The sequence below is a fragment of the Serratia sp. TMDUHS_CL genome, from assembly GCF_037137105.1.
In the GTDB taxonomy this organism is placed as follows: Bacteria; Pseudomonadota; Gammaproteobacteria; order Enterobacterales; family Enterobacteriaceae; genus Serratia; species Serratia nevei.
Genome location: NZ_JBBBDV010000001.1, coordinates 161,056 through 182,822, shown reverse-complemented (window position 1 = coordinate 182,822; position 21,767 = coordinate 161,056). Strand labels below are relative to the sequence as shown.

Annotated in this window: 17 protein-coding genes; 5 read left to right on the top strand and 12 right to left on the bottom strand. The window is 58.3% G+C overall.

Translation table 11 applies throughout. The features are described from left to right. Positions 1-174 precede the first annotated feature (174 nt). From phoH to putP, 5 genes are all read right to left on the bottom strand, one after another. Positions 175-963 carry a phosphate starvation-inducible protein PhoH gene (gene phoH / locus WCL58_RS00910; protein ID WP_015378226.1) on the bottom strand — a complete coding sequence of 263 codons (789 nt, stop codon included), beginning with the start codon at positions 961-963 and terminating at the stop codon, positions 175-177. A 718-nt stretch (positions 964-1,681) separates the two neighbouring features. Continuing rightward, positions 1,682-2,980 carry an iron uptake transporter deferrochelatase/peroxidase subunit gene (gene efeB, locus WCL58_RS00905; protein ID WP_047730480.1) on the bottom strand — a complete coding sequence of 433 codons (1,299 nt, stop codon included), beginning with the start codon at positions 2,978-2,980 and terminating at the stop codon, positions 1,682-1,684. Positions 2,981-2,991: 11 nt separating this feature from the next. Further along, entirely contained in the window at positions 2,992-4,128 is a 1,137-nt protein-coding gene (gene efeO / locus WCL58_RS00900) for an iron uptake system protein EfeO (RefSeq protein ID WP_193159209.1), read from the bottom strand. A 20-nt stretch (positions 4,129-4,148) separates the two neighbouring features. After that, on the bottom strand, positions 4,149-4,994 hold the full coding sequence (gene efeU, locus WCL58_RS00895) for an iron uptake transporter permease EfeU (RefSeq protein ID WP_164268013.1): 846 nt from the start codon (positions 4,992-4,994) through the stop codon (positions 4,149-4,151). Positions 4,995-5,239: 245 nt separating this feature from the next. Further along, positions 5,240-6,724, bottom strand: coding sequence for a sodium/proline symporter PutP (putP, locus tag WCL58_RS00890; RefSeq protein ID WP_033634960.1), 1,485 nt, complete (start codon positions 6,722-6,724; stop codon positions 5,240-5,242). Positions 6,725-7,295: 571 nt separating this feature from the next. On the opposite strand from putP, the gene putA reads away from it, so the two are divergent. Then, positions 7,296-11,267: a trifunctional transcriptional regulator/proline dehydrogenase/L-glutamate gamma-semialdehyde dehydrogenase gene (gene putA, locus WCL58_RS00885; RefSeq protein WP_308342499.1), complete on the top strand. Its 3,972-nt coding sequence runs from the start codon at positions 7,296-7,298 to the stop codon at positions 11,265-11,267. 336 nt (positions 11,268-11,603) lie between these two features. On the opposite strand, the gene tcyN is transcribed toward putA, so the two are convergent. From tcyN to WCL58_RS00845, 7 genes are all read right to left on the bottom strand, one after another. Further along, the gene (tcyN, locus tag WCL58_RS00875) at positions 11,604-12,356 is read right to left on the bottom strand and encodes an L-cystine ABC transporter ATP-binding protein TcyN (protein ID WP_038876913.1); all 753 of its coding nucleotides are present in this window, start codon (positions 12,354-12,356) and stop codon (positions 11,604-11,606) included. Between the two features lie 3 nt (positions 12,357-12,359). After that, on the bottom strand, positions 12,360-13,022 hold the full coding sequence (gene tcyL / locus WCL58_RS00870; protein WP_025303237.1) for a cystine ABC transporter permease: 663 nt from the start codon (positions 13,020-13,022) through the stop codon (positions 12,360-12,362). Next, positions 13,022-13,822 (bottom strand): cystine ABC transporter substrate-binding protein, encoded by an 801-nt coding sequence (gene tcyJ / locus WCL58_RS00865; RefSeq protein ID WP_089186099.1) that lies wholly within the window; start codon positions 13,820-13,822, stop codon positions 13,022-13,024. Before tcyJ ends, tcyL begins: the two co-directional genes overlap by 1 nt. A 115-nt stretch (positions 13,823-13,937) precedes the next feature. Beyond that, positions 13,938-14,930 (bottom strand): D-cysteine desulfhydrase, encoded by a 993-nt coding sequence (locus tag WCL58_RS00860; RefSeq protein ID WP_141959513.1) that lies wholly within the window; start codon positions 14,928-14,930, stop codon positions 13,938-13,940. A 125-nt stretch (positions 14,931-15,055) separates the two neighbouring features. Further along, positions 15,056-15,565 (bottom strand): flagella biosynthesis regulatory protein FliZ, encoded by a 510-nt coding sequence (fliZ, locus tag WCL58_RS00855; protein ID WP_025303240.1) that lies wholly within the window; start codon positions 15,563-15,565, stop codon positions 15,056-15,058. A gap of 55 nt (positions 15,566-15,620) precedes the next feature. Beyond that, positions 15,621-16,343, bottom strand: coding sequence for an RNA polymerase sigma factor FliA (locus tag WCL58_RS00850; protein ID WP_004934752.1), 723 nt, complete (start codon positions 16,341-16,343; stop codon positions 15,621-15,623). Positions 16,344-16,525: 182 nt separating this feature from the next. After that, entirely contained in the window at positions 16,526-17,761 is a 1,236-nt protein-coding gene (locus WCL58_RS00845; protein ID WP_060420830.1) for a flagellin FliC, read from the bottom strand. Between the two features lie 281 nt (positions 17,762-18,042). Here WCL58_RS00845 and fliD point away from each other — a divergent pair, with 281 nt between their 5' ends. The 4 genes from fliD (at position 18,043) to WCL58_RS00825 (ending at position 21,438) form a co-directional block, all read left to right on the top strand. Next, complete coding sequence (gene fliD, locus WCL58_RS00840; RefSeq protein WP_060439726.1) at positions 18,043-19,458, top strand: flagellar filament capping protein FliD; 1,416 nt, start codon at positions 18,043-18,045, stop codon at positions 19,456-19,458. Between the two features lie 32 nt (positions 19,459-19,490). Then, positions 19,491-19,901, top strand: a complete 411-nt coding sequence (fliS, locus tag WCL58_RS00835) for a flagellar export chaperone FliS (RefSeq protein WP_038876901.1) — start codon at positions 19,491-19,493, stop codon at positions 19,899-19,901. After that, complete coding sequence (fliT, locus tag WCL58_RS00830) at positions 19,901-20,269, top strand: flagella biosynthesis regulatory protein FliT (RefSeq protein WP_038876898.1); 369 nt, start codon at positions 19,901-19,903, stop codon at positions 20,267-20,269. The genes fliS and fliT overlap by 1 nt, the downstream gene beginning before the upstream one ends. A 308-nt stretch (positions 20,270-20,577) precedes the next feature. Continuing rightward, the gene (locus tag WCL58_RS00825; protein WP_060439725.1) at positions 20,578-21,438 is read left to right on the top strand and encodes a helix-turn-helix transcriptional regulator; all 861 of its coding nucleotides are present in this window, start codon (positions 20,578-20,580) and stop codon (positions 21,436-21,438) included. Positions 21,439-21,767: the final 329 nt, after the last annotated feature.

Sequence of the window (21,767 nt, the reverse complement as noted above, 5' to 3'; positions counted from 1 at the left end):
GTCCTTTTGGCGGCGCACGCAAGTTGCGCGCCAATCTGGAACCCATTAATCATTAACGCTAACTCAACGAAAATCTATACAAAAAACCACAATAATTTACACAAAGGTTAAACGAGAGGGGAAATTGCGGAGATAAAAAAGGCCGCCGAGGCGGCCTTTCCATTAGCGGATAGGTTAACTGTAAGCGTTGAGCGTGCGCTGGCACAAAGCAGAGCGCACACAGTCCTGTTTCTCAAAGCGGATAACGCCAATCATCTCGTCCTCTTCGAAGCGCTCCAGCGCGTCGCTGAGGCCGGATTTCACGCCGCGCGGCAAGTCGCACTGGGTCACGTCGCCGTTAACGATAACCGTCACGTTTTCGCCCAGGCGGGTCAGGAACATTTTCATCTGGCTGGCGGTCACGTTCTGGGCTTCATCCAGGATAACGACCGCATTTTCGAAGGTACGTCCGCGCATATAAGCGAACGGCGCAATCTCTACCTTGCCGATTTCCGGGCGCAGGCAGTACTGCATGAAGGAAGAGCCTAAACGGCGCACCAGGATGTCATACACCGGGCGGAAATAAGGCGCGAATTTCTCGGAGATATCCCCCGGCAAGAAACCGAGGTCTTCATCCGCCTGCAAAACAGGACGGGTAACGATAATCCGATCCACCTCTTTATGGATCAGCGCCTCCGCCGCCTTGGCGGCGCTGATGAATGTTTTGCCACAGCCGGCTTCGCCGGTGGCGAAGATCAGCTGCTTATTCTCTATGGCTGATAAGTAATGACCCTGAGCTTCGGTTCTAGCCTCGATGGGTGAGCTATCGCGCTTGTCTCGCGCCATGCCGATAGACTCGACTCCCCCCATTTGCACCAGCGAGGTCACAGACTCTTCTTCCAGCTGGCGATGACTACGAGCGTCACGACGAATAACGCGTTTCGCTTCACGACGTGCTTTGATCACTGCTTTCTGTCTACCCATAGTGGCACCTTACAGTTTGTTTCACCTACCGCAACGGCCAGGCCGCGCGATTATGTTTCACACACGTATTAGGTTTTGGCCTCCTCCGAGCCAATAAGAGCCAAGGGACAAGGTGAATCGACGGCAACGCTTAAGCGCCGTGTCTTCACGGAACAACGCGGACTGCATTAAAAAACGTGGAGTAAAAAGTGATGAGATTCGATAGCGATAAGAGTGCGGGGTTGCCGGTAAAAGAGAGTCGGAGAGAGAACCCTCGTTACAACGAGAAATCAGGGGAGATGTGTTATTTTTTCTTTCCAGCCCAACCAAGGACTTTACCATTAGCGATCCCCGCAGTGATATTTACAGCTTCAAGCTGTGCACCGTGTGAAAACTACCGCCAGATGATTACAGTATAATGACATTCAATCCTGCCGCGTTACTAAAATGTAAAAAAATTTTATATCTTTTGTTTTCAGTTAGCGCAAAAACACTATATCACGCTCGGCGCGTCATTCCAGAAAAATTTTTATCCTATTAATATCAATTAATTACAATTAAAAGCCGCGAATGACACTTTAGTTTCTCGATTAAAATTTGCACACCCCAAAGTCGGCGGGCCCTTCAGATTTTTTAATCCGCAGGCGACGGATTGAATTGAACTCCGTCGCTTAATGTCCAGCACAATAGGCAAGCCAACGTAAAACGAGGCGGAAGATCCCGCCTCGTCATTGCGTGCTCAGGCCTTGAGCAGGCCGCTGGCCAAATAGTCGCCGCCCTCTTTCACCCCCGGCAATACGAAGAAGTATCCGCCGCCGATCGGCTTGATGTATTCTTCCAGCGCTTCGCCGTTGAGCCTTTTTTGCACCGTCAGGAATCCTTTTTCCAGATCGGCCTGATAGCAGACGAACAACAGCCCCATTTCCAGCTGCCCGGCATTGGAAACGCCAAGGGAATAGCTGTAGCCACGCCGCAACATCAAATTGCTTTGGCTTTCCGGCGTGCGGGGGTTAGCCAACCGGATGTGCGCGTCCATCGGGATCACCTTGCCGTCGGGATCGTTCGCGTAGTTCGGCTCGTCATGTTCATGCTTCATGCCGAGCGGCGCGCCGCTGTGCTTTTCGCGGCCGAAAATGGTTTCCTGCTCCTGCAGCGGCGTGCGATCCCAAAACTCCACGCGGAAGCGAATAATACGCGCTGCCTGGTAGCTGCCGCCCGCCGTCCACGCCGGCTCGCCGACGTTGTCGCCGACCCACACCACCTTATCCATCAGCGGTTTGTCGTCGGTTTTCGGGTTTGCGGTGCCGTCTTTGAAGCCCAGCAGGTTGATCGGCGTCTCTTTGCCTTTGCTGCGCGCCGCATGCGCGGAGATAAACCCTTCGCGCTTCCAGCGCACGCTGAGCAGATCCGGCGAATGCTTGATGATGTCGCGCAGTGCGTGGATCACCGTTTCATTGGTGTTGGCGCAGATCTGCAGCAGCAGATCGCCGTGGCAAAGCCCGGCGTCCAGCGCATCGTTAGGGAAGCGGGTCATTTTCTGCAACCGCAGCGGCTTTTGCGCCTGCAGGCCAAAGCGTTCGTCGAACAGCGATGCGCCGACCGAGACGGTGATGGTCAGGTTGTCCGGATAAATCTCCGGCCCCATGATCCCCGAATCGAGCGGCGGCAATTTGGCGTCCACCTCCGGCGCCTTGCCGCCGTGGGTCAGGAACGCGATGCGGTCAGTCAGCAGCCGGAACAGGCGCTCCAGATCCGCTTTGCTGGTCGCCAGCACGTCGAACGCCACCAGCATCATCGCCGCCTGTTGCGGGGTCAGCACCCCGGCCTGATGACGGCCATAAAACGGCTGTTTCTGCCAGCGCTCATCCTGCGGCGCCGCCAACGGCTCCGCCGCTTTGTCCGCCGCCTGCACCAGGCGGCTGCCGCCCAGCGCCAGCGCGCTCAGCCCCAGCCCCTGCAGCAAACGGCGGCGTGAAGGGGATGCCGCCTCCTGAGAGTGCGGGTGAGGCCCGTTATTCGGGCCTGCCTTGTTGCTCATAACCGTATGCCTCAGTCCAGACCCAATACGCCGCGCAGTTGGGAAAGGTCTTCCGCCAGCGTGGTGATCGGCCCTTTCAACGCATTGCGGTCGGCATCGGTCAGCTTCTCATAGGACTCATACCCCTCTTTGGTTTGGTACTTCGCCAAAATGGTGTCGACGGTTTTGAAGTTGGCGTCGATTTTGTCCAGCAGCGGCTTGTTGGCTTTGACCAACAGCGGGCGCAGCAGGTTGACGATCTTCTGCGCGCCGTCGACGTTGGCCTGGAAATCCCACAGGTCGGTGCGGCTGTAACGGTCTTCTTCACCGCTGATCTTGCTGGCCGCCACTTCTTCGATCAGCCCGGCTGCGCCGCCCACCACCTTGCTCGGCGGGAAGGTCAGTTCACCCACGCGTTTTTGCAGTTCAACGGTGTCGTGATACAGACGATCGGCATATTTGCCCATGTCTTTGGTCGAGTTGTCGGCAAACAGCGCCTTCTCCAGACGGTGGAAGCCGGTAAAGTTCGGATCCGCCGATTTCTTCTCGTAGTCGTCTTCACGGGCGTCGATGCTGCCGTCCAGATCGGAGAACAGCTCGGCGATCGGCTCGATGCGCTCATAGTGCTGGCGGGTCGGCGCGTACAGCTTGCGCGCTTGTTCCACGTTGCCGGCCTTCACCGCGTCGGTGAACAGCTTGGTTTGTTTCACCAGCCCGTCGACTTCTTTGATAACGTAGACTTTGTATTCGGCGATCGGGCCAACCAGATCCAGCGCGTTCGGTTTGCCGTCGGTGGCACCGTTGGTTGCCGCGGTGACGGTCAGTTTGCCTTTCGGGTTGCTCAGCAGCCCGCAGGTCATGTCGTATTCGCCCGTTTCCAGCGTGGCGGTCATTTTCTGGGTGAAGCCCGGCGCGATGTTTTCGCGCTCTTCCACCACCATCACCCCTTTCAGGATTTCCCATTCGACGTTTTTCTGGCTGGTGTTATGCACCACAAACTGCGTCTTGCCGGCCGGCACCGTCAGCTGCATCGGTTCGCACTGCTTGTCGTTGACCGTGACTTTGACCTGCGGCACGTCCGCCGCCAACGCGTCGATGCTCAGCGCAAACGCCGGGATAGCCAGTAATGCTGCGTGCAACGCCTTGCGGCGAAATAACGGAGTAGACATACGAGATTCCCTATTAAACATTAATGATTGATTTTACGTTGCGCCGGGGCCGCTGCCGGCTCCGCGCGCTGCGGCAGGAAAAAGAAAATCAGCGCCGGGATCAGATACAGGAAATAGACGGCCACTTCGCTGACCGTTGGCGCTTCCTGATAACCGAGAATGCCTTCCAGCAGGGTGCCGAACAGCGAATGGGTCGACAGGGTGCTGCTGAAATCGAAGGCGATGTCCTGGAAGTGGTTCCACAGGCCGGCTTCGTGGAAGGCGCGAATCGCCCCGGCGGCCAGGCCGGCGGCAACGAACAGAATGAACAGGCTGGTCCATTTGAAAAACTTGGCCAGGTGCAGCTTCACCCCGCCCCAATAAATCATCATGCCCAGCACGATGGCGGCCACCAGGCCGAGCACCGCGCCGAGCGGCGCCGCGGCGCCCACGTCTTGCTGGAACGCCGCCAGCAGGAAGAACACCGACTCCAGCCCTTCGCGCGCCACGGCGAAGAACACCATCGCCACCAGCGCCCAACCCTGCCCTTTACCGGCGCTGAGCGCCTGATCGATCGCCCCTTCCAGATGCACCTTGACCGACTTGGACACCTTACGCATCCAGAACACCATATAGGTGAGGATCACCACCGCCACCACCGCCACGATGCCCTCGAACAGCTCCTGCTGTTTCTGTGGGAACTCGCCGGTGGTTTCATTGATGAAGATACCGAGCGCCAGACACAGCGCCGCAGCGACAATCACGCCGATCCACACCGCGCCCAGCCATTGGCTGCGCTGCGTGCGCTTCAGATAGCTGGCGATCAGGCTGACGATCAGCGCGGCCTCCAACCCCTCACGGAACATGATAAGAAAGGGAACGAACATAAATAATCACCCCTGAAAAGACCGCGGCGGCAGAGACGGTGCTTGCGAAATGAGCCGCGGCGACTATGTAAAGAAACGTAAAAACCAACGAGAGTGATTATCATTCTGCCAAGAATAAATACAAGAGGCATGACGGTGATTTTTTCTAATCAAATGTCGCCAGGTGTTACAGCCGGATGACGGCGATCGGCAGGCAAAAAAAGGGGCGCTCTGCGCGCCCCTTTACCGACTGACATCGAATGGCGTTACACCGTTTTGTACTCGGCTTCCGCCTGATCGAAACGCTCGGTCATGGTGGCGGAAGGCTGGCGGCCCATCAGGCTCACCACCACGATGGCGAGGCAACCCAGGATGAAGCCCGGGATGATTTCATACAGACCCAGCCATTCGTACTGTTTCCAGACGATCACCGTCACCGCACCGACCAACATACCGGCCAGCGCGCCGTTGCGGGTCATGCGCGACCACATCACCGAAATCAGCACCACCGGGCCGAAGGCGGCGCCGAAACCGGCCCAGGCGTAGCTCACCAGGCCCAGCACGCGGTTCTCCGGGTTGGCCGCCAGCGCGATGGCGATCAACGCCACCACCAGCACCATCACGCGGCCGACCCACACCAGCTCGCGCTGGCTGGCGCCTTTACGCAGGAACGCCTTGTACAGGTCTTCGGTGATCGCGCTGGAGCACACCAGCAGCTGGCAGCTCAGGGTACTCATGACCGCCGCCAGAATCGCCGACAGCAGCACGCCCGCTACCCATGGGTTGAACAGCAGCATCGCCAGTTCGATGAACACGCGTTCCCCGTTCTGCGACACGTTACCGGCTTGATCCGGGTTGTTGGCGAAGTAAGCAATACCGAAGAAACCGACGGCGATGGTGCCGGCCAGGCACAGGATCATCCAGGTCATGCTGATGCGACGCGCGCTGCGGATGGTGCGGTGAGAATCCGCCGCCATGAAACGCGCCAGGATGTGCGGCTGACCGAAGTAGCCCAGGCCCCACCCCAGCAGCGACAGGATGGCGACGAAGTTCAGCCCTTTCAGCATGTCGAGGTTGGCCGGGTTCTGCGCCTGGATCACCAGCATCGAGGTATCGATGCCGCCGACGGCGAAGATCACGATCACCGGCGTCAGGATCAGCGCGAAAATCATCAGGCTGGCCTGCACGGTGTCGGTCCAGCTTACCGCCAGGAAACCGCCGATAAAGGTGTAGAGGATGGTCGCCGCGGCGCCGGCCCACAGGGCGGTTTCGTAGCTCATGCCGAAGGTGCTTTCGAACAGGCGCGCGCCGGCTACGATGCCGGAGGCGCAGTAAATGGTGAAGAACACCAGGATGACGATGGCCGAGATCACGCGCAGCAGCTTGCTGTTGTCTTCAAAGCGGCTGGTGAAATAATCCGGCAGCGTCAGGGCGTTGTTGTTGGCTTCGGTATGTACGCGCAGCCTTCCTGCCACCAGCTTCCAGTTCAGGTAGGCGCCGATGGTCAGGCCGATAGCGATCCAGCTTTCGGAGATGCCGGAGAGGAAGATGGCGCCCGGCAGGCCCATCAGCAACCAGCCGCTCATGTCGGAAGCACCGGCGGACAGCGCGGTCACCACGCTGCCCAAACTGCGGCCGCCGAGAATATAGTCATCAAAGTTGTTGGTTGCCCGGTAGGCAAGCAGGCCGATCAGCACCATCCCGAAAATGTACACCAGGAAGGTCACCAGCATAGGTGTGCTCATTGTCATTTAATTCTCCACTTTCATTATTATTCGCGTTTCGCTCCGGCCAAGCCGGCGCCGGTAAACCCACGCGCAATGCATTTCACTGGCCGCCGCGCCGGAACGTGGCGCAGCCTGCGAGCAAGTGCAGGTAAAATAGTTTCTGCCCGTAATTGTTGACCGTCGGTTATCCTAGATGAGCCTTTCATCAACCAACAAGATATTTAACAACAAAGTTACACAAAGTTTACCCTGCGTCACATTTACCGGGCCCAAAGGTTGCACTCACGACAAGTAAAATGAGTTGCACCTGGTTATTGCCCTTATATAGCGCAAGGTAAAGCGTCTGCGGCAGCATAAACCCCGCCGCATTCGCTCAATAACGCAACATTCGTGCCAACTGCCCATGTTAAAAAATCGATGAAACTCACACTTCGCTCATCAGCCTGATTTAACAAGGTTGCACAAAGTTGCAACATGCAGGATATTGTCTGCATTCTTGACACCACACATCTCACGAACCTATCCCAACAGGCTTTCCGGCCTGCTGTTTGTCTAGCCTGATGGGATAGGTTCTAAACACAGGAGTTGGATTGGCATGGGCACTACCACAATGGGCGTGAAACTCGACGAGGCAACACGCGACCGGATCAAGAGCGCCGCACAGCGCATCGATCGCACGCCGCACTGGCTCATCAAGCAGGCCATCTTTAATTACCTCGAGCGTCTCGAGAGCGGTTCCGATATTCCTGAAATTCCAGCGCTGGCCGCTGCGGGCCAGCCTGAAGCGGACGACATTATGCCGCAAGCGCAGGAAGAGTCACACCAGCCATTCCTCGATTTTGCCGAACAAATTCTGCCGCAGTCGGTTACCCGCGCCGCCATCACCGCCGCCTATCGTCGCCCGGAGACCGAAGCGGTGCCGATGTTGCTCGAACAGGCGCGATTACCCGCCGATCTTGCACAGGCCACTCACAAAATGGCCTATGGTATCGCCGAGAAGTTGCGTAACCAAAAAAGTGCAAACGGCCGCGCCGGCATGGTGCAAGGCCTGCTGCAAGAGTTCTCCCTCTCTTCGCAGGAAGGCGTGGCGCTGATGTGCCTGGCGGAAGCGCTGCTGCGCATTCCGGACAAACCGACCCGCGATGCCCTGATCCGCGACAAGATCAGCAACGGCAACTGGCACTCGCACCTCGGGCGCAGCCCGTCGCTGTTCGTCAACGCCGCGACCTGGGGCCTGCTGTTCACCGGCAAGCTGGTGTCCACGCATAACGAAGCCAATCTGTCCCGTTCGCTGAACCGCATTATCGGCAAGAGCGGCGAACCGCTGATCCGCAAAGGCGTGGACATGGCGATGCGCCTGATGGGCGAACAGTTCGTGACCGGCGAAACCATCGCCGAAGCGCTGGCCAACGCGCGCAAGCTCGAAGAAAAAGGCTTCCGCTACTCCTACGACATGCTGGGCGAAGCTGCCCTGACCGAAGCCGACGCGCAGGCCTACCTGGTTTCCTACCAGCAGGCGATCCACGCCATCGGCAAAGCCTCCAACGGTCGTGGCATTTATGAAGGCCCCGGCATCTCCATCAAGCTGTCCGCCCTGCACCCGCGCTACAGCCGCGCGCAGTACGAACGCGTCATGGAAGAGCTCTACCCGCGCCTGCTGTCGCTGACCCTGCAGGCACGCCAGTACGATATCGGCATCAACATCGACGCCGAAGAGGCCGACCGCCTGGAGATCTCGCTCGATCTGCTGGAGAAGCTGTGCTTCGAACCGCAGCTGGCCGGCTGGAACGGCATCGGCTTCGTGATCCAGGCCTACCAAAAACGTTGTCCGTTCGCCATCGACGCGGTGATCGACATGGCGCAACGCAGCCGCCGTCGCCTGATGATCCGTCTGGTGAAGGGCGCCTACTGGGACAGCGAAATCAAACGCGCCCAGATGGACGGCCTGGAAGGCTACCCGGTCTACACCCGCAAGGTCTATACCGACGTTTCCTACCTGGCCTGCGCCCGCAAGCTGCTGTCGGTGCCGAACCTGATTTATCCGCAGTTCGCGACCCACAACGCCCACACCCTGAGCGCCATCTATCATCTGGCCGGCAACAACTACTACCCTGGCCAGTATGAGTTCCAGTGCCTGCACGGCATGGGTGAGCCGCTGTACGAGCAGGTGGTGGGTAAAGTGGCCGACGGCAAACTGAACCGCCCTTGCCGCATCTATGCGCCGGTCGGCACCCATGAAACGCTGCTGGCATACCTGGTGCGCCGCCTGCTGGAAAACGGCGCCAATACCTCGTTCGTCAACCGCATCGCCGATGCCACCCTGCCGCTCGACGAGCTGGTGGCCGATCCGGTCAGCGCCGTGGAAGCGCTGGCAGCCAGCGAAGGCCAGATTGGCCTGCCGCATCCGCGCATTCCGCTGCCGCGCGAGCTGTACGGCGAGAAACGCACTAACTCCAGCGGTCTCGATCTGTCCAACGAACAGCGTCTGGCCTCGCTCTCCAGCGCCCTGCTCACCAGCGCCAGCCATCCGTGGCGCGCGGAACCTATCATCGACGCCGAATTGGATCAGGGCGTGGAGCAACCGGTGATTAACCCGGCCGAGCCGGGCGATGTGGTCGGCTACGTGCGTGAAGCCACCGAAGGCGAAGTCAGCCGTGCGCTCGACGCCGCCGCGGCCGCCGGCCCAATCTGGTTCGCTACGCCGCCGACGGAGCGCGCCGCGATCCTCGAACGCGCCGCCGAGCTGATGGAGAGTCAGCTGCAAAGCCTGCTGGGCATTCTGGTGCGTGAAGCGGGTAAAACCTTCAACAACGCCATCGCCGAAGTGCGCGAAGCGGTGGACTTCCTGCACTACTACGCCGGCCAGGTGCGCGACGATTTCGCCAACGACAGCCACCGTCCGCTGGGCCCAGTGGTCTGCATCAGCCCGTGGAACTTCCCGCTGGCGATCTTCACCGGCCAAATCGCCGCGGCGCTGGCGGCGGGCAACAGCGTGCTGGCCAAACCGGCCGAGCAAACGCCATTGGTCGCCGCGCAGGCGGTGCGTATCCTGCTGGAAGCCGGCATTCCGCAAGGCGTGCTGCAGCTGCTGCCGGGCCAGGGTGAAACCGTCGGCTCAACGCTGGTCAACGATGCCCGCGTCCGCGGCGTGATGTTCACCGGCTCCACCGACGTCGCCGGCATTCTGCAGCGCAGCATCGCCGGTCGCCTGGATCCGCAAGGCCGTCCGACGCCGCTGATCGCCGAAACCGGCGGCCTGAACGCCATGATCGTCGACTCTTCGGCCCTGACCGAACAAGTCGTCACCGACGTGGTGGCCTCCGCCTTCGACAGCGCCGGCCAGCGCTGCTCCGCGCTGCGTATCCTGTGCATTCAGGAAGACGTGGCCGAGCACACGCTGCAAATGCTGCGCGGCGCGATGGCCGAATGCCGCATGGGTAACCCGGAGCGCCTGTCTACCGACGTGGGCCCGGTGATCGACGCCGAAGCCAAAACCGGCATCGAACGCCATATCCAGGCGATGCGCGCCAAAGGCCGCAAGGTGTACCAGGCCGCCAAAGGCAGCGCGCAGGATGAGAAAGAGTGGGCGCGCGGCACCTTCATCAAACCGACGCTGATCGAACTCGACAGCTTCGACGAGCTGCAAAAAGAGATCTTTGGCCCGGTGCTGCACGTGGTGCGCTTCCAGCGCAACAATCTGGACGCGCTGGTCGATCAGATCAACGCCGCCGGTTATGGCCTGACGCTGGGCATTCACACCCGTATCGATGAAACCATCGCCCGGGTGACCGAACGCGCCAAGGTCGGCAACCTGTACGTCAACCGTAACATGGTTGGCGCGGTGGTCGGCGTGCAGCCGTTCGGCGGCGAAGGCCTGTCGGGCACCGGCCCGAAAGCCGGCGGCCCGCTGTACCTGTACCGTCTGCTGGCTAACCGTCCGGACGACGCGCTGCAGCGTACGCTGCACCGTCAGGACGAAGAGCGCCCGATGGAAGCTACCGCACGGCCGCAACTGCTGGGCGCACTGCAATCGCTGGAGAAATGGGCGGTCACCAGCCAACAAGGCGAACTGGCGGCTTTGGCGCAGCGCTATGCGGAACTGGGCCAGGGCGGCACCGTACGTCCGCTGCCGGGCCCGACCGGCGAGCGCAATACCTATGCCCTGCTGCCACGTGAACGCGTGCTGTGCCTGGCGGATAACGAAGCCGACGCGCTGATCCAACTGGCCGCCGTGCTGGCGGTTGGCAGCTGCGTGCTGTGGCCGGAAGCGGAACTGCAGCGCAATCTGTTCCGCCGCTTGCCGAACGATGTGCAGGCGCGCATCGCCTTCAGCAAAGACTGGCAGCAGGACAAGGTCGAGTTCGACGCCGCCATCTACCACGGCGATGCCGATCAGCTGCGCACCCTGTGCGAACAGATCGCGCAGCGCGGCGGCGCCATCGTTTCGGTACAGGGCTTCGCCCATGGTGAAACCAACATCCTGTTGGAACGCCTGCTTATCGAACGTTCGCTGAGCGTCAACACCGCCGCCGCCGGCGGCAACGCCAGCCTGATGACCATCGGTTAACGCATCATCAACGCGGCCATGGATTGCCGCCTGAGTTGCTCACCGCTACGCAAACCCTGCACTTGTGCAGGGTTTTTTATTGCCCGCAGCCCGGTCAGCCGTTAGCGTCTTGTTATCCTGGCATGAGGATGTGGCGCCTAATGGACGATAACAACAGGGTGAGCTCAGAACGGATTGGTCTGCTTGCAAACCGCGGCAGCACGCGACTCGTCGCTTTGACGCTCGGGTTCGGTAACATCCGGGATACGGTAGCCGCAGCGGGTTTCTCGCCGCCGCCGCGCGAAACGCATTATTGAAAACGGAGTGAATGCGGACGGGGGAAGCTCCCCCGCCGCCTTATTGATTCAGGAATTTGTCGAGGAATTGCTGGGTACGCTGGTGCTGCGGGTTGGCGAACAGCGCTTTGGCCGGGCCCTGTTCAACGATGCGGCCGTGGTCCATAAAGATAACCCGGTCGGCCACGTCGCGGGCAAAGCTCATCTCATGGGTGACGATCACCATGGTGCGTTTCTCTTCCGCCAGTGAACGCATGGTATTGAGCACTTCCCCCACCAGCTCGGGATCGAGCGCCGACGTCGGCTCATCGAACAGAATCACCTCCGGCTGCATCGCCAGCGCGCGCGCAATAGCCACCCGCTGCTGTTGGCCACCGGACAGCCGCCGCGGATACGCCTGCTCCTTGCCGCTCAACCCCACCTTGGCCAGCAACGCGCGGGCGCGCTGTTCCGCGCTGGCTTTCGCCTCGCCCTTGACGATAACCGGCCCTTCGATGATGTTTTCCAACACAGAACGGTGCGGGAACAGGTTGAAGTTCTGGAACACGAAACCGACCTGCTGACGCAGCGCCCGCACCTGATTTTTCTGTTTGCTCAGCGGCTTGCTGCCGTCGATCAGGATATCACCGACGCGAATGGTGCCGGAATCCGGCTCCTCCAGCAGGTTGATGCAGCGCAATAAGGTGGTTTTCCCCGAGCCGCTCGGCCCGATGATCGCCACCACTTCGCCGGCGTCCACCGCCAGATCGATCCCATGCAGCACCGTCTGACCCTTAAACTGCTTGGTCAATTGCTTAACTTCGATGGCACTCATGCGCTACTCCTGATCCTGGCGATTAACGTGGGCTTCCAGACGGTTTTGCAGCGCGGAAAGCAGGGTCGCCATCACCCAGTAAATCAGCGATGCCGCCAGGTACATGGTGAACACTTCCAGCGTGCGCGAGGTGATCAGCTGCGCCTGACGGAACAGTTCCGGCACCTGAATGGTGGCGGCCAGCGAGGTGTCTTTCACCAGGCCGATGAAGCTGTTGCCCAGCGGCGGCAAGGCGGTGCGCGCCGCCTGCGGCAGGATCACTCGGCGCAGGGTTTGCCAACGGGTCATGCCGATGCTGGCGGCGGCTTCCCACTGCCCTTTGTCGATCGACGAAATCGCCGCGCGCAGCGTTTCCGAGGTGTAGGCGGCGGTATTGAGCGACAGGCCAATCAGCGCCGCCGGGAAAGGATCGAACTCGATGCCGAACTGCGGCAGACCGTAATAGATCATAAACAGCTGGGCGATCAACGGCGTGCCGCGGAACAGCGACACGTAGATACGCGACAGCCACGACAGCGGCCACAGCGGCGAAAGGCGCATCAGCGCCAGCAGAAAACCGAGCAGCAACCCCAACGCCATGCCGCCCAGGCTGAGCTGAAGCGTCAGTATTGCGCCCTTCAATAAAAATGGCGCTGAATCCAGCGCCAGTTGAATACTTTCGTGCATTATTTAGTTACGTCCGCGCCAAACCATTTCTCGGAGATCTTCGCCATCGTGCCGTCTTTTTGCATCTCGGCGATCGCCTGGTCAATCGCGGCCAGCAGCTCTGGGTTGTTCTTGCGCAGCGCCACGCCGGACTCCTGACGAGAGAATGCCGGGCCGGCTACCGCCAGCGTATCGCCGGTTTTCTTCACCAGATCCAGCGCCGCCAGGCGATCCACCAGAATGGCGTTGATGCGGCCAACGCGCAGATCCTGATACTTGGTCGGGTCGTCGTCGTAGGTACGCACGTCCACGCCCTGCACATTCTCACGCAGCCATTGCTCATAGTTGGTGCCCAGGCCAACGCCGACCTTCTTGCCCTTCAGGTCTTCCGGCTTGGTGATGGTGCCTTCGTTGCCTTTTTTCACCAGCGCCTGAATACCGGAAACGGTGTAAGGGGTGGAGAAGTCATATTTCTTCTTGCGCTCATCGGAGAGCGTCACCTGGTTGATGACCACGTCGATGCGCTTCGAATCCAGCGAAGCCAGCATACCGTCCCACTTGGTCGGGTTCAGCTTGGCCTTCACGCCCAGGTGTTCCGCCAGCGCGTTGGCGAAATCCACTTCGAAACCGGTCAGCTTGCCGTCTTCCCCCTGGAAGCTGAACGGCGGATAGGTGCCTTCCAGGCCGACGATCAGCGTGCCGCGCTGCTTCACCTGCTGCAGCAGATTGTCGGCAGCGTAGGTTTGGGTCGCCAAACCGGCGGCCAACGCGACGCCCACCACGCCCAACAGCCATTGACGACGAACTTTTGCAAACATCATAAACACCCCTGTGTGTTATTTATCTTTTTTGATATCAGCACTTTAACAGTGCGACCGCCCGCATAAAGGAATATAAATTTATAAATATAGTTCAAAATGGAATAACAAGCGGTGTTTACACCTGTGGATGGTAGGCGAACAGCGCCGGCGCGCCGCCGGTGTGAACGAACAGAATAGGGCCTTCATCGCGGAAGCGCCGCTGGGCGATGCCGTCGATCAAACCGGCCATCGCTTTGCCGGTGTACACCGGATCCAGCAATACGCCTTCTTGCTGCGCCAGCAGCTGCACCGCCGCCATGCCCTCTTCGTTCGGCATGCCGTACTGCGGCGCGAAATAATCGTCCCACAGCGCGATCGGCGCCAGTTCGTCGATATTCAGCGAACAGGCCAGAGCTTTCTGGATCTGCTCCACCTTCGGCAGCTGATCGATCACGGTGCGCGAAACCGTTACGCCGATCAGATCGGTTTCCGGCAACAGCTGCTGCAATCCTACCGCCAGCCCGGCGTGGGTGCCTGCGCTGCCGGACGCCACCACCACCGAACTGAACGCCACGTTGCTGCGTTGGCTCTGTTCGGCGATTTCCAATGCGCACTGCACGTATCCCAGCGCGCCCAGGGCATTGGAGCCGCCCACCGGCACCACGTAAGGCCGGAACCCCTGCGCCTCAAGGCGCGTCGCCAGCTCCGCCAGCTGCTGCTGCGGATCGTGCAGCGCTTCGCACATCACCACCTCGGCGTTGAACAGGCCGAGCAACAGGCGGTTGCCGTTGGTGAGGTAGTTTTCCGCACGGGTATCGATAGGGTTTTCCAGCAGCGCGACGCAGTGCAGGCCCAGTTTCGCCGCCACCGCCGCCGTCTGGCGCACGTGGTTGGATTGAATGGCGCCGGCGGTGACCAGCGTATCGGCACCTTGACGCAGCGCGTCGGCGGCCAAAAACTCAAGCTTTCTCAGCTTGTTGCCGCCCATGGCCATAGGAGTGACATCGTCACGTTTAAGGTAGATTTCGCGGCCGAGGTAGTCGGAGAGACGGGACAGCTTTTCGAGCGGTGTGGCGGTGCCAACCAGATCCAGACGCGGGAATTGCGCCAGTTGTTGTTGCAGGTTCACTACTTCCCCCCAGGGAATCGAATATCAACATCTGATAACCGATAGATTTAGCAGATGTGAACTGAATAATCATCCTTTATCACGGGGGAAACAGCAGGCCCCGGCCCAGCGGCCGGGGAAAAGTCTCAGTAGCTGCGCTGCCAGGCGAGATACTGATCGTATTTGCGCAGCGCAATGCGGTAGTTGTTGTGCGCCGCGGTAGGCAGATCGTCGATGATGCGCTGATGGCTGGCGCTGCTGGCGAATTTATCCGCCGGGTAGTTACGCGCCACCAGCATTTCGTCCAGCCGGCGCAGCCGCACCACATACTCGCGGATGGTGCTGTGGCTCATCTCGGTCTGCTCGAACAGATACTGTTTGAACGCCATGATGTCGAAATAGCTGGGGTGGCTGTTGCAGGAAATCTCGCTGCAGAAGCGGCACAGCGCGGTCAGCTCGTGCTGCACGTTTTGCCAGACCGCATCGTCGATCGGCTGATCCATGCGCGCGATGGCTTCTTTATTGATAATCTTGCCGCGAAACACCAGCGCCATGCGGTCCAACAGTTTGCCGCACTGGGAGCAATGGGTTTGGCTGTGCTTGTAGTCTTTCAGGTAACGGCTAAGCGGCCGTTTCTTCAACAGTATTCCTGGCATAAAGGGCAGTCCGATTGTCGCATGAGTCATCGAGTTGAGGGGCGGTGGGCCGCCGTCAGGTATCGTTCGCCAGCCGCGCGCGCAGCCGTTTGATCGCCTGACTGTGCAGTTGGCTGACGCGGGATTCCCCGACGTCCAGCACGGCGCCGATCTCTTTGAGATTCAACTCTTCCTGGTAATACAACGTCAGCACCATTTTTTCGCGCTCCGGCAACGCCTCGATGGCGTCGATCACCCGCTGGCGCAGGCTGCCTTCCAACAGGTGATGCAGCGGGTTGGCCTCTTCATGCCCTTCCAGCATCGGTTCCGCGTTCTCGCCATGCTCCTCGCGCCATTCGTCGTAGGAGAAAAGCTGGCTGTTATTGGTGTCCAACAGAATTTGACGATACTCATCCAGCGAGATATTCAGCGTCTGCGCCACTTCCGTCTCACTCGCCGGACGGCCGTAACGCTGTTCCAGTTGCCGCATCACCTGCGCGACTTCGCGCGCATGGCGCCGCACGCTGCGCGGCACCCAATCGCGGCTGCGCAGCTCGTCGAGCATCGCGCCGCGAATGCGTTGCACCGCATAGGTGGTAAAGGCGGTTCCTTGTAGGGCGTCATAACGCTCAACGGCGTTCAATAGCCCGATTCCCCCGGCCTGCAGCAAGTCGTCAAGCTCCACGCTGGCGGGCAGCCTGACCTGCAGGCGCAACGCCTCGTGGCGCACTAACGGGACGTAGCGCAGCCAGAGAGAATTTTTGTCCATCACGCCTTCGGCGGTATACAGATCGCTCACTATGTCTTAAACCTGCGGATAAGAGAGTCAGCGCTATTATGCGTAGGGGGCGGAATGCCAATCGGCTGAACAGTCGCACAAAACGGGCTTTATTTGCGCCATGTAATAACCGCGCGGTGCGCGAGCATAAAAAAACCCCGCCGAAGCGGGGTTTCTTTGCGACAGTTAATCGGGAGAGACGATTAACGCAGCAGGGACAGCACGTTCTGAGTAGACTGGTTAGCCTGTGCCAGAACAGAGGTGCCAGCCTGTTGCAGGATGTTGGCACGGCTCATGTTGGACACTTCAGTCGCGTAGTCAGCATCCTGGATACGGGACTGAGAAGCGGACAGGTTGTTAACGGTGCTGTTCAGGTTGTTGATAACAGAATCGAAACGGTTCTGTACCGCACCCAGGGAAGAACGCAGGGAGTCAACCTGAGACAGCGCTTTGTCCAGGGTTGCCAGCGGGTCGGCAGTTTTTGGCTCGGTGGACTGCTCAGCGCCCTTGGTCACTTTACCGGCTGCGTCTACGGTCGCCTTGAAGTATTTGGCATCGGCACCGGTACCTTCCTGGATCACGTAAGATTTGCCGTTGTCGTAAGAGCGCAGGTTAGCCGCATCAGGACCGGTAGGAGCCACTTCTTTCTCAATGCTGGTTACCGCAGTGCCGCCGGTTGGTTTAGTGGCTTCTTTGGTGCCAACGGATTTCAGGTCGCCGGTCGCTTTATCGAAAGTTGCTTTGTAGTAGTCGCCATCGGCGTTGATAGCGAATACATCGTCACCAACTTTCTCATAGCTGGCAATATCTTTACCACCGGCTTGAACGGTACCGGTGTTGATTGCCACGCTGGTGCCGGTTTTCACGGTAGCAGGTGCAGCGGCAGCTACTTTGGTTTTATCAATGCCATCGGCCACGCTGAACTTTTCCAGACCCAGAGTTTTAGCATTGATGTCTTTCAGTTCGATATCGATGGTTTCGCCGTCGTTCGCGCCAACCTGGATGGTCAGTTTCTGATCTGCGCTCAGTACTTTCACGCCGTTGAAATCAGTCTGCTCGGAGATGCGGTTGATTTCAGACAGACGCTGAGAGATCTCGTCCTGGATGGACTGCAGGTCGCTGGAAGAGTTGGAACCGTTCTGAGACTGTACGGTCAGACGACGGATGTTCTGCAGGTTGTCGTTAACTTCGTTCAGTGCGCCTTCAGTGGTCTGCGCCAGGGAGATACCGTCGTTGGCGTTGCGAGAAGCCTGAGTCAGACCCTTGATGTTCGCGGTGAAACGGTTGGAGATAGCCTGACCCGCAGCATCGTCTTTCGCGCTGTTGATACGCAGACCGGAAGACAGACGCTCAATCGCAGTACCCAGAGAAGACTGAGATTTGTTCAGGTTGTTCTGCGCCATCAGCGACAGGCTGTTAGTGTTAATTACTTGTGCCATTGTTTGCTTTCCTTACGAGTCAGTTGCGTTCTTCGCAACACAGTTAAAAGGTTCGGGCTTGTTTGCCCACGGCGTCAACCACCGTCCCCTCAGGTATCGGCCCTCCCCTAACAACCTTTAGCAATTTTTTAAAATTTTTTGCGCCAGGGGCAATGGCAGAAATAACGCGGTTTTTCCCTCCTCTATTGCGCCATCGTTTTTTTGTTTTTTTCGGTAAACTTTTTCATCACTGGGCCGATAACGCGTAAAGCGAATAAAGTCATTACCAAGGAGAAACACGAATGGCATCGATCAGTTCATTAGGCATCGGCTCAGGACTCGACCTTAACGGTTTGCTCGACAAGCTGACCAAAGCGGAACAACAGCGCCTGACGCCGTACACCACCCAGCAGACCAGCTACAACGCCCAGCTAACCGCTTACGGCACGCTGAAAGGCGCACTGGAGAAGTTTGACAATCTGAGCAAAGACCTGGCCAAGCCAGAGTTCTTCAACAACACCACCGCCACCAAGCACGATCAGTTTACCGTGACCACCACCGACAAGTCGGTACCGGGCAACTATTCGATTGAGGTCTTGAAACTGGCACAGCCGCAAACGCTGACCACTCAGACGCCGATCGCCGACCAGCAGGCCAAGCTGGGCACGCCGGGCAGCAGCGATCGTTCCATATCTATTACGGCAGGCAACCCGCCGAAAGAGACCAAGATCCCGCTCGGTGACGATCAGACCTCGCTGGTCGAAATGCGCGACGCCATCAACAAATCGAAATCCGGCGTTACCGCCAGCATCATGCGCGTCGGCGACAATGACTATCAACTGGCATTGAGCTCCACCACGCCCGGCGAAAAAAACACCATTGCGGTGCAGGTCAATAACGACGACAAGCTCGGCGCCATCCTCAACTACGATCCTAAAAAACCGCCGAAAGATGGCAGCACCGCGATGAAGCAAACCGTGCCCGGTCAGGATGCGGAAATTATCGTCAACGGCACGAAAATCAAACGCAGCACCAACTCGATCGCCGATGCCTTGCAGGGCGTAACGCTCGACCTGAAAACCACCACCAAGTCCGGCGAACCGCAAAACCTGGTGATCGGCATCGACAAGAGCGGCAGCGCCGACAAGATTAAAGAGTGGGTGGATAACTACAACTCGCTGCTGGACACCTTCAATTCGCTGACCAAATACACCCCGGTCAAAAGCGGCGAAGCGCAGAATGCCAAGAACGGTGCGCTGCTGGGTGACAACACCCTGCGCGGTATCCAGTCCTCGATCAAAAGCGCCCTCAGCTCGGCGCAGGACAACCCGGAGTTGAAAGGCCTGGGCAACCTCGGCATCACCACCAACGTCAAAACCGGCAAGCTGGAAATCGACAGCACCAAGCTGAACAAAGCCATCGACGAAAAACCGGAGCAGGTCGCCAACTTCTTCGCAGGTAACGGCAAAGACACCGGTATGGCCACCCAGATCCACAACGATATCCAAAGTTACATCAAGGCCGGCGGCATCATCGAGAACTCGACCAAGAGCATCAATACCAACCTCGATCGCCTGAACATCCAGATCACCACGGTCACGGCCAGCATTCAGAACACCATCGACCGTTACAAGCAGCAGTTCGTTCAGTTGGATACCATGATGTCCAAATTGAGCAGCACGGGTAACTATTTACAACAGCAATTCTCTGCAAAGTGATCCCTTAACCAGGTAACAGGTAAAGAAACAACATGTATAACAGAAGCGGCACTCAGGCCTATGCACAGGTCAGTCTGGAAAGCGGCGCCATGAGCGCCAGCCCGCACCAGTTAATCGTGATGTTGTTCGACGGGGCGCTCAGCGCCCTGCTTCGCGCACGCATCCTGATGAACCAGGGCGATATCGCCGGCAAAGGCCTGGCGCTGTCCAAAGCCATCAACATCATTGACAACGGCCTGAAAGGCGGCCTCGATCCCCAACAGGGCGGCGAGATCGCCGAAAACCTGGCGGCGTTGTACGACTATATGAAACGTCGGTTAATGCAGGCCAACCTGCATAACGACGAGGCGGCGATCGCCGAAGTGGTCAAGCTGCTGGAGAACATCGCCGACGCCTGGCGCCAGATCGGCCCCAACTACCAACCTTCGCAGGACGCCGTGTAATGGAACGTCAACAGCAGCTGTTAGCCGCTTATCAACAAATTTACAGCCTGAGCAGCCAGATGATCGCACTGGCGCAAACCGGGCGCTGGGAAGAGCTCGTCGAACTCGAATTCGCCTACGTGACGGCGGTGGAAAAAACCGCCGCCTTTACCGGGCAAGCCGGCCCATCTATGGCACTGCAGGAGATGCTGCGCAATAAGCTGCAACAGATCCTCGACAACGAAACCGAGCTCAAGCGCCTGCTACAGCAGCGCATGGATGAGCTGAAAACGCTGATCGAGCAGTCCACGCGCCAGAACGTGGTCAACAATACCTACGGCCAGTTTCATGACCGCGCGCTGTTGCTGGGGGAACCACAGGTCCGATAAGATCGACAATACTGACGAAAATGGATTAAATAGCACCATGCGCTATTACTCTCGGGTTACGTTAGGATATTAATCTATGGCATTTGAATTATTCAGTTTATGGGTAATTGGTAAAATGCGCGCTTCGAGCCTGGCTCTCACTTTAATGGATAAGCATCATCCCGACACGGACGTTTTCTGTTCAGCAGGAAATTGATTTTTGATAGATAAAACACGCCGCTGTGTTTCACAGCCCATGGAAAAATGTTGCTCCAACGCGGATCAAAGCGTAAAGATATTCCCAGATAATGGCTGCGAAATGAATATCGATGGAACGTACAATTAATCTCTGTCCAGGAATTGGTGCCTCAGCGCACATCGTTCAGCATACTGAATTATTATTCCCTTCAGTCTATTTTGAGCAACCACATCTGTATCTGATACAACAAGGCCATAAGCGCGTACGCTGGCAACAACACGAAGTGGTGGCTCATCCCGGTGAGCTGTTGATTATCGACGGGGGACAAACGGTGGATATTATTAACGGCCCCTCCGAAGAGGGTGTGTTCAGCTGTCAGTTGTTGACCTGCGACCCTCTGTTGCTCACTCTTCAGCCTCCGGCCGAGGAAACGCCGGCGCCGATGCCGTTCGATGCCGTCCTGGCGCTGCGCAATCTGCCCTGCGCCCTGAAGCACAGCTTTGAGACCACCAGCCTGGCGCTGGCGCTCCGGCAGCGTTTTCCCACCATCATCGTGCGGCACAAAATGCTGGAAATTCTGCTGTGGCTGGCCCAGTTCGGCATTCGCTTCATCCACAACGAAGCCAAAGACCTGACGCAACGCGTGCGCCGCTGCCTGGCAACCGATCCGCACAGCATTTGGACCGCGGCCAAAGTCGCGGAGAGCCTGTCGATGAGTGAAGTGATGCTGCGCCGCAAACTGTCGATGGAAAATACCGCGTTGCGCAACCTGATGATCGACGTGCGCATGAGCAGTGCGCTGGCCCTGCTGCAATCCACCGACTGGCCGATATCCGCCATCGCACAACATGTCGGCTATGAAAGCGCGTCGCGTTTCGCCGAACGTTTTCGCAAGCGCTTCGGCTTTGCCCCTACCGCCATTCGCGGCCACCAAAGGATTATGGAACCAGGCCCCCTGGGGGCCGAAGCGATAGCCTCCGGAGAAACATAAATAGACGCGCAACAAAATGGCTTTATTTGGCACAGGTTCCTAACAGTTGTCACAACGCTGAGATAGGCTACGCAACGTCGAACCGCCGAAGAGCAAATTAAACGATGCGTAATGAAAAGCGATTATTTTCTCTGGCAATAATGTTGTTGGGGCTGTGGCTTTTAGCATTGCTGTATGAAGAAGACATGATGCGCTTACTTGCCGCACAATAAAATGGCCAGGCTTTTATCGCCTGGTCAGACTTCAGTCCAGTTTAACCAGAATGCCAATTAATACGGCGAGTACCGTCAGCATTAAAATACTGATCAGACGCCATCTGGATTCGCTTT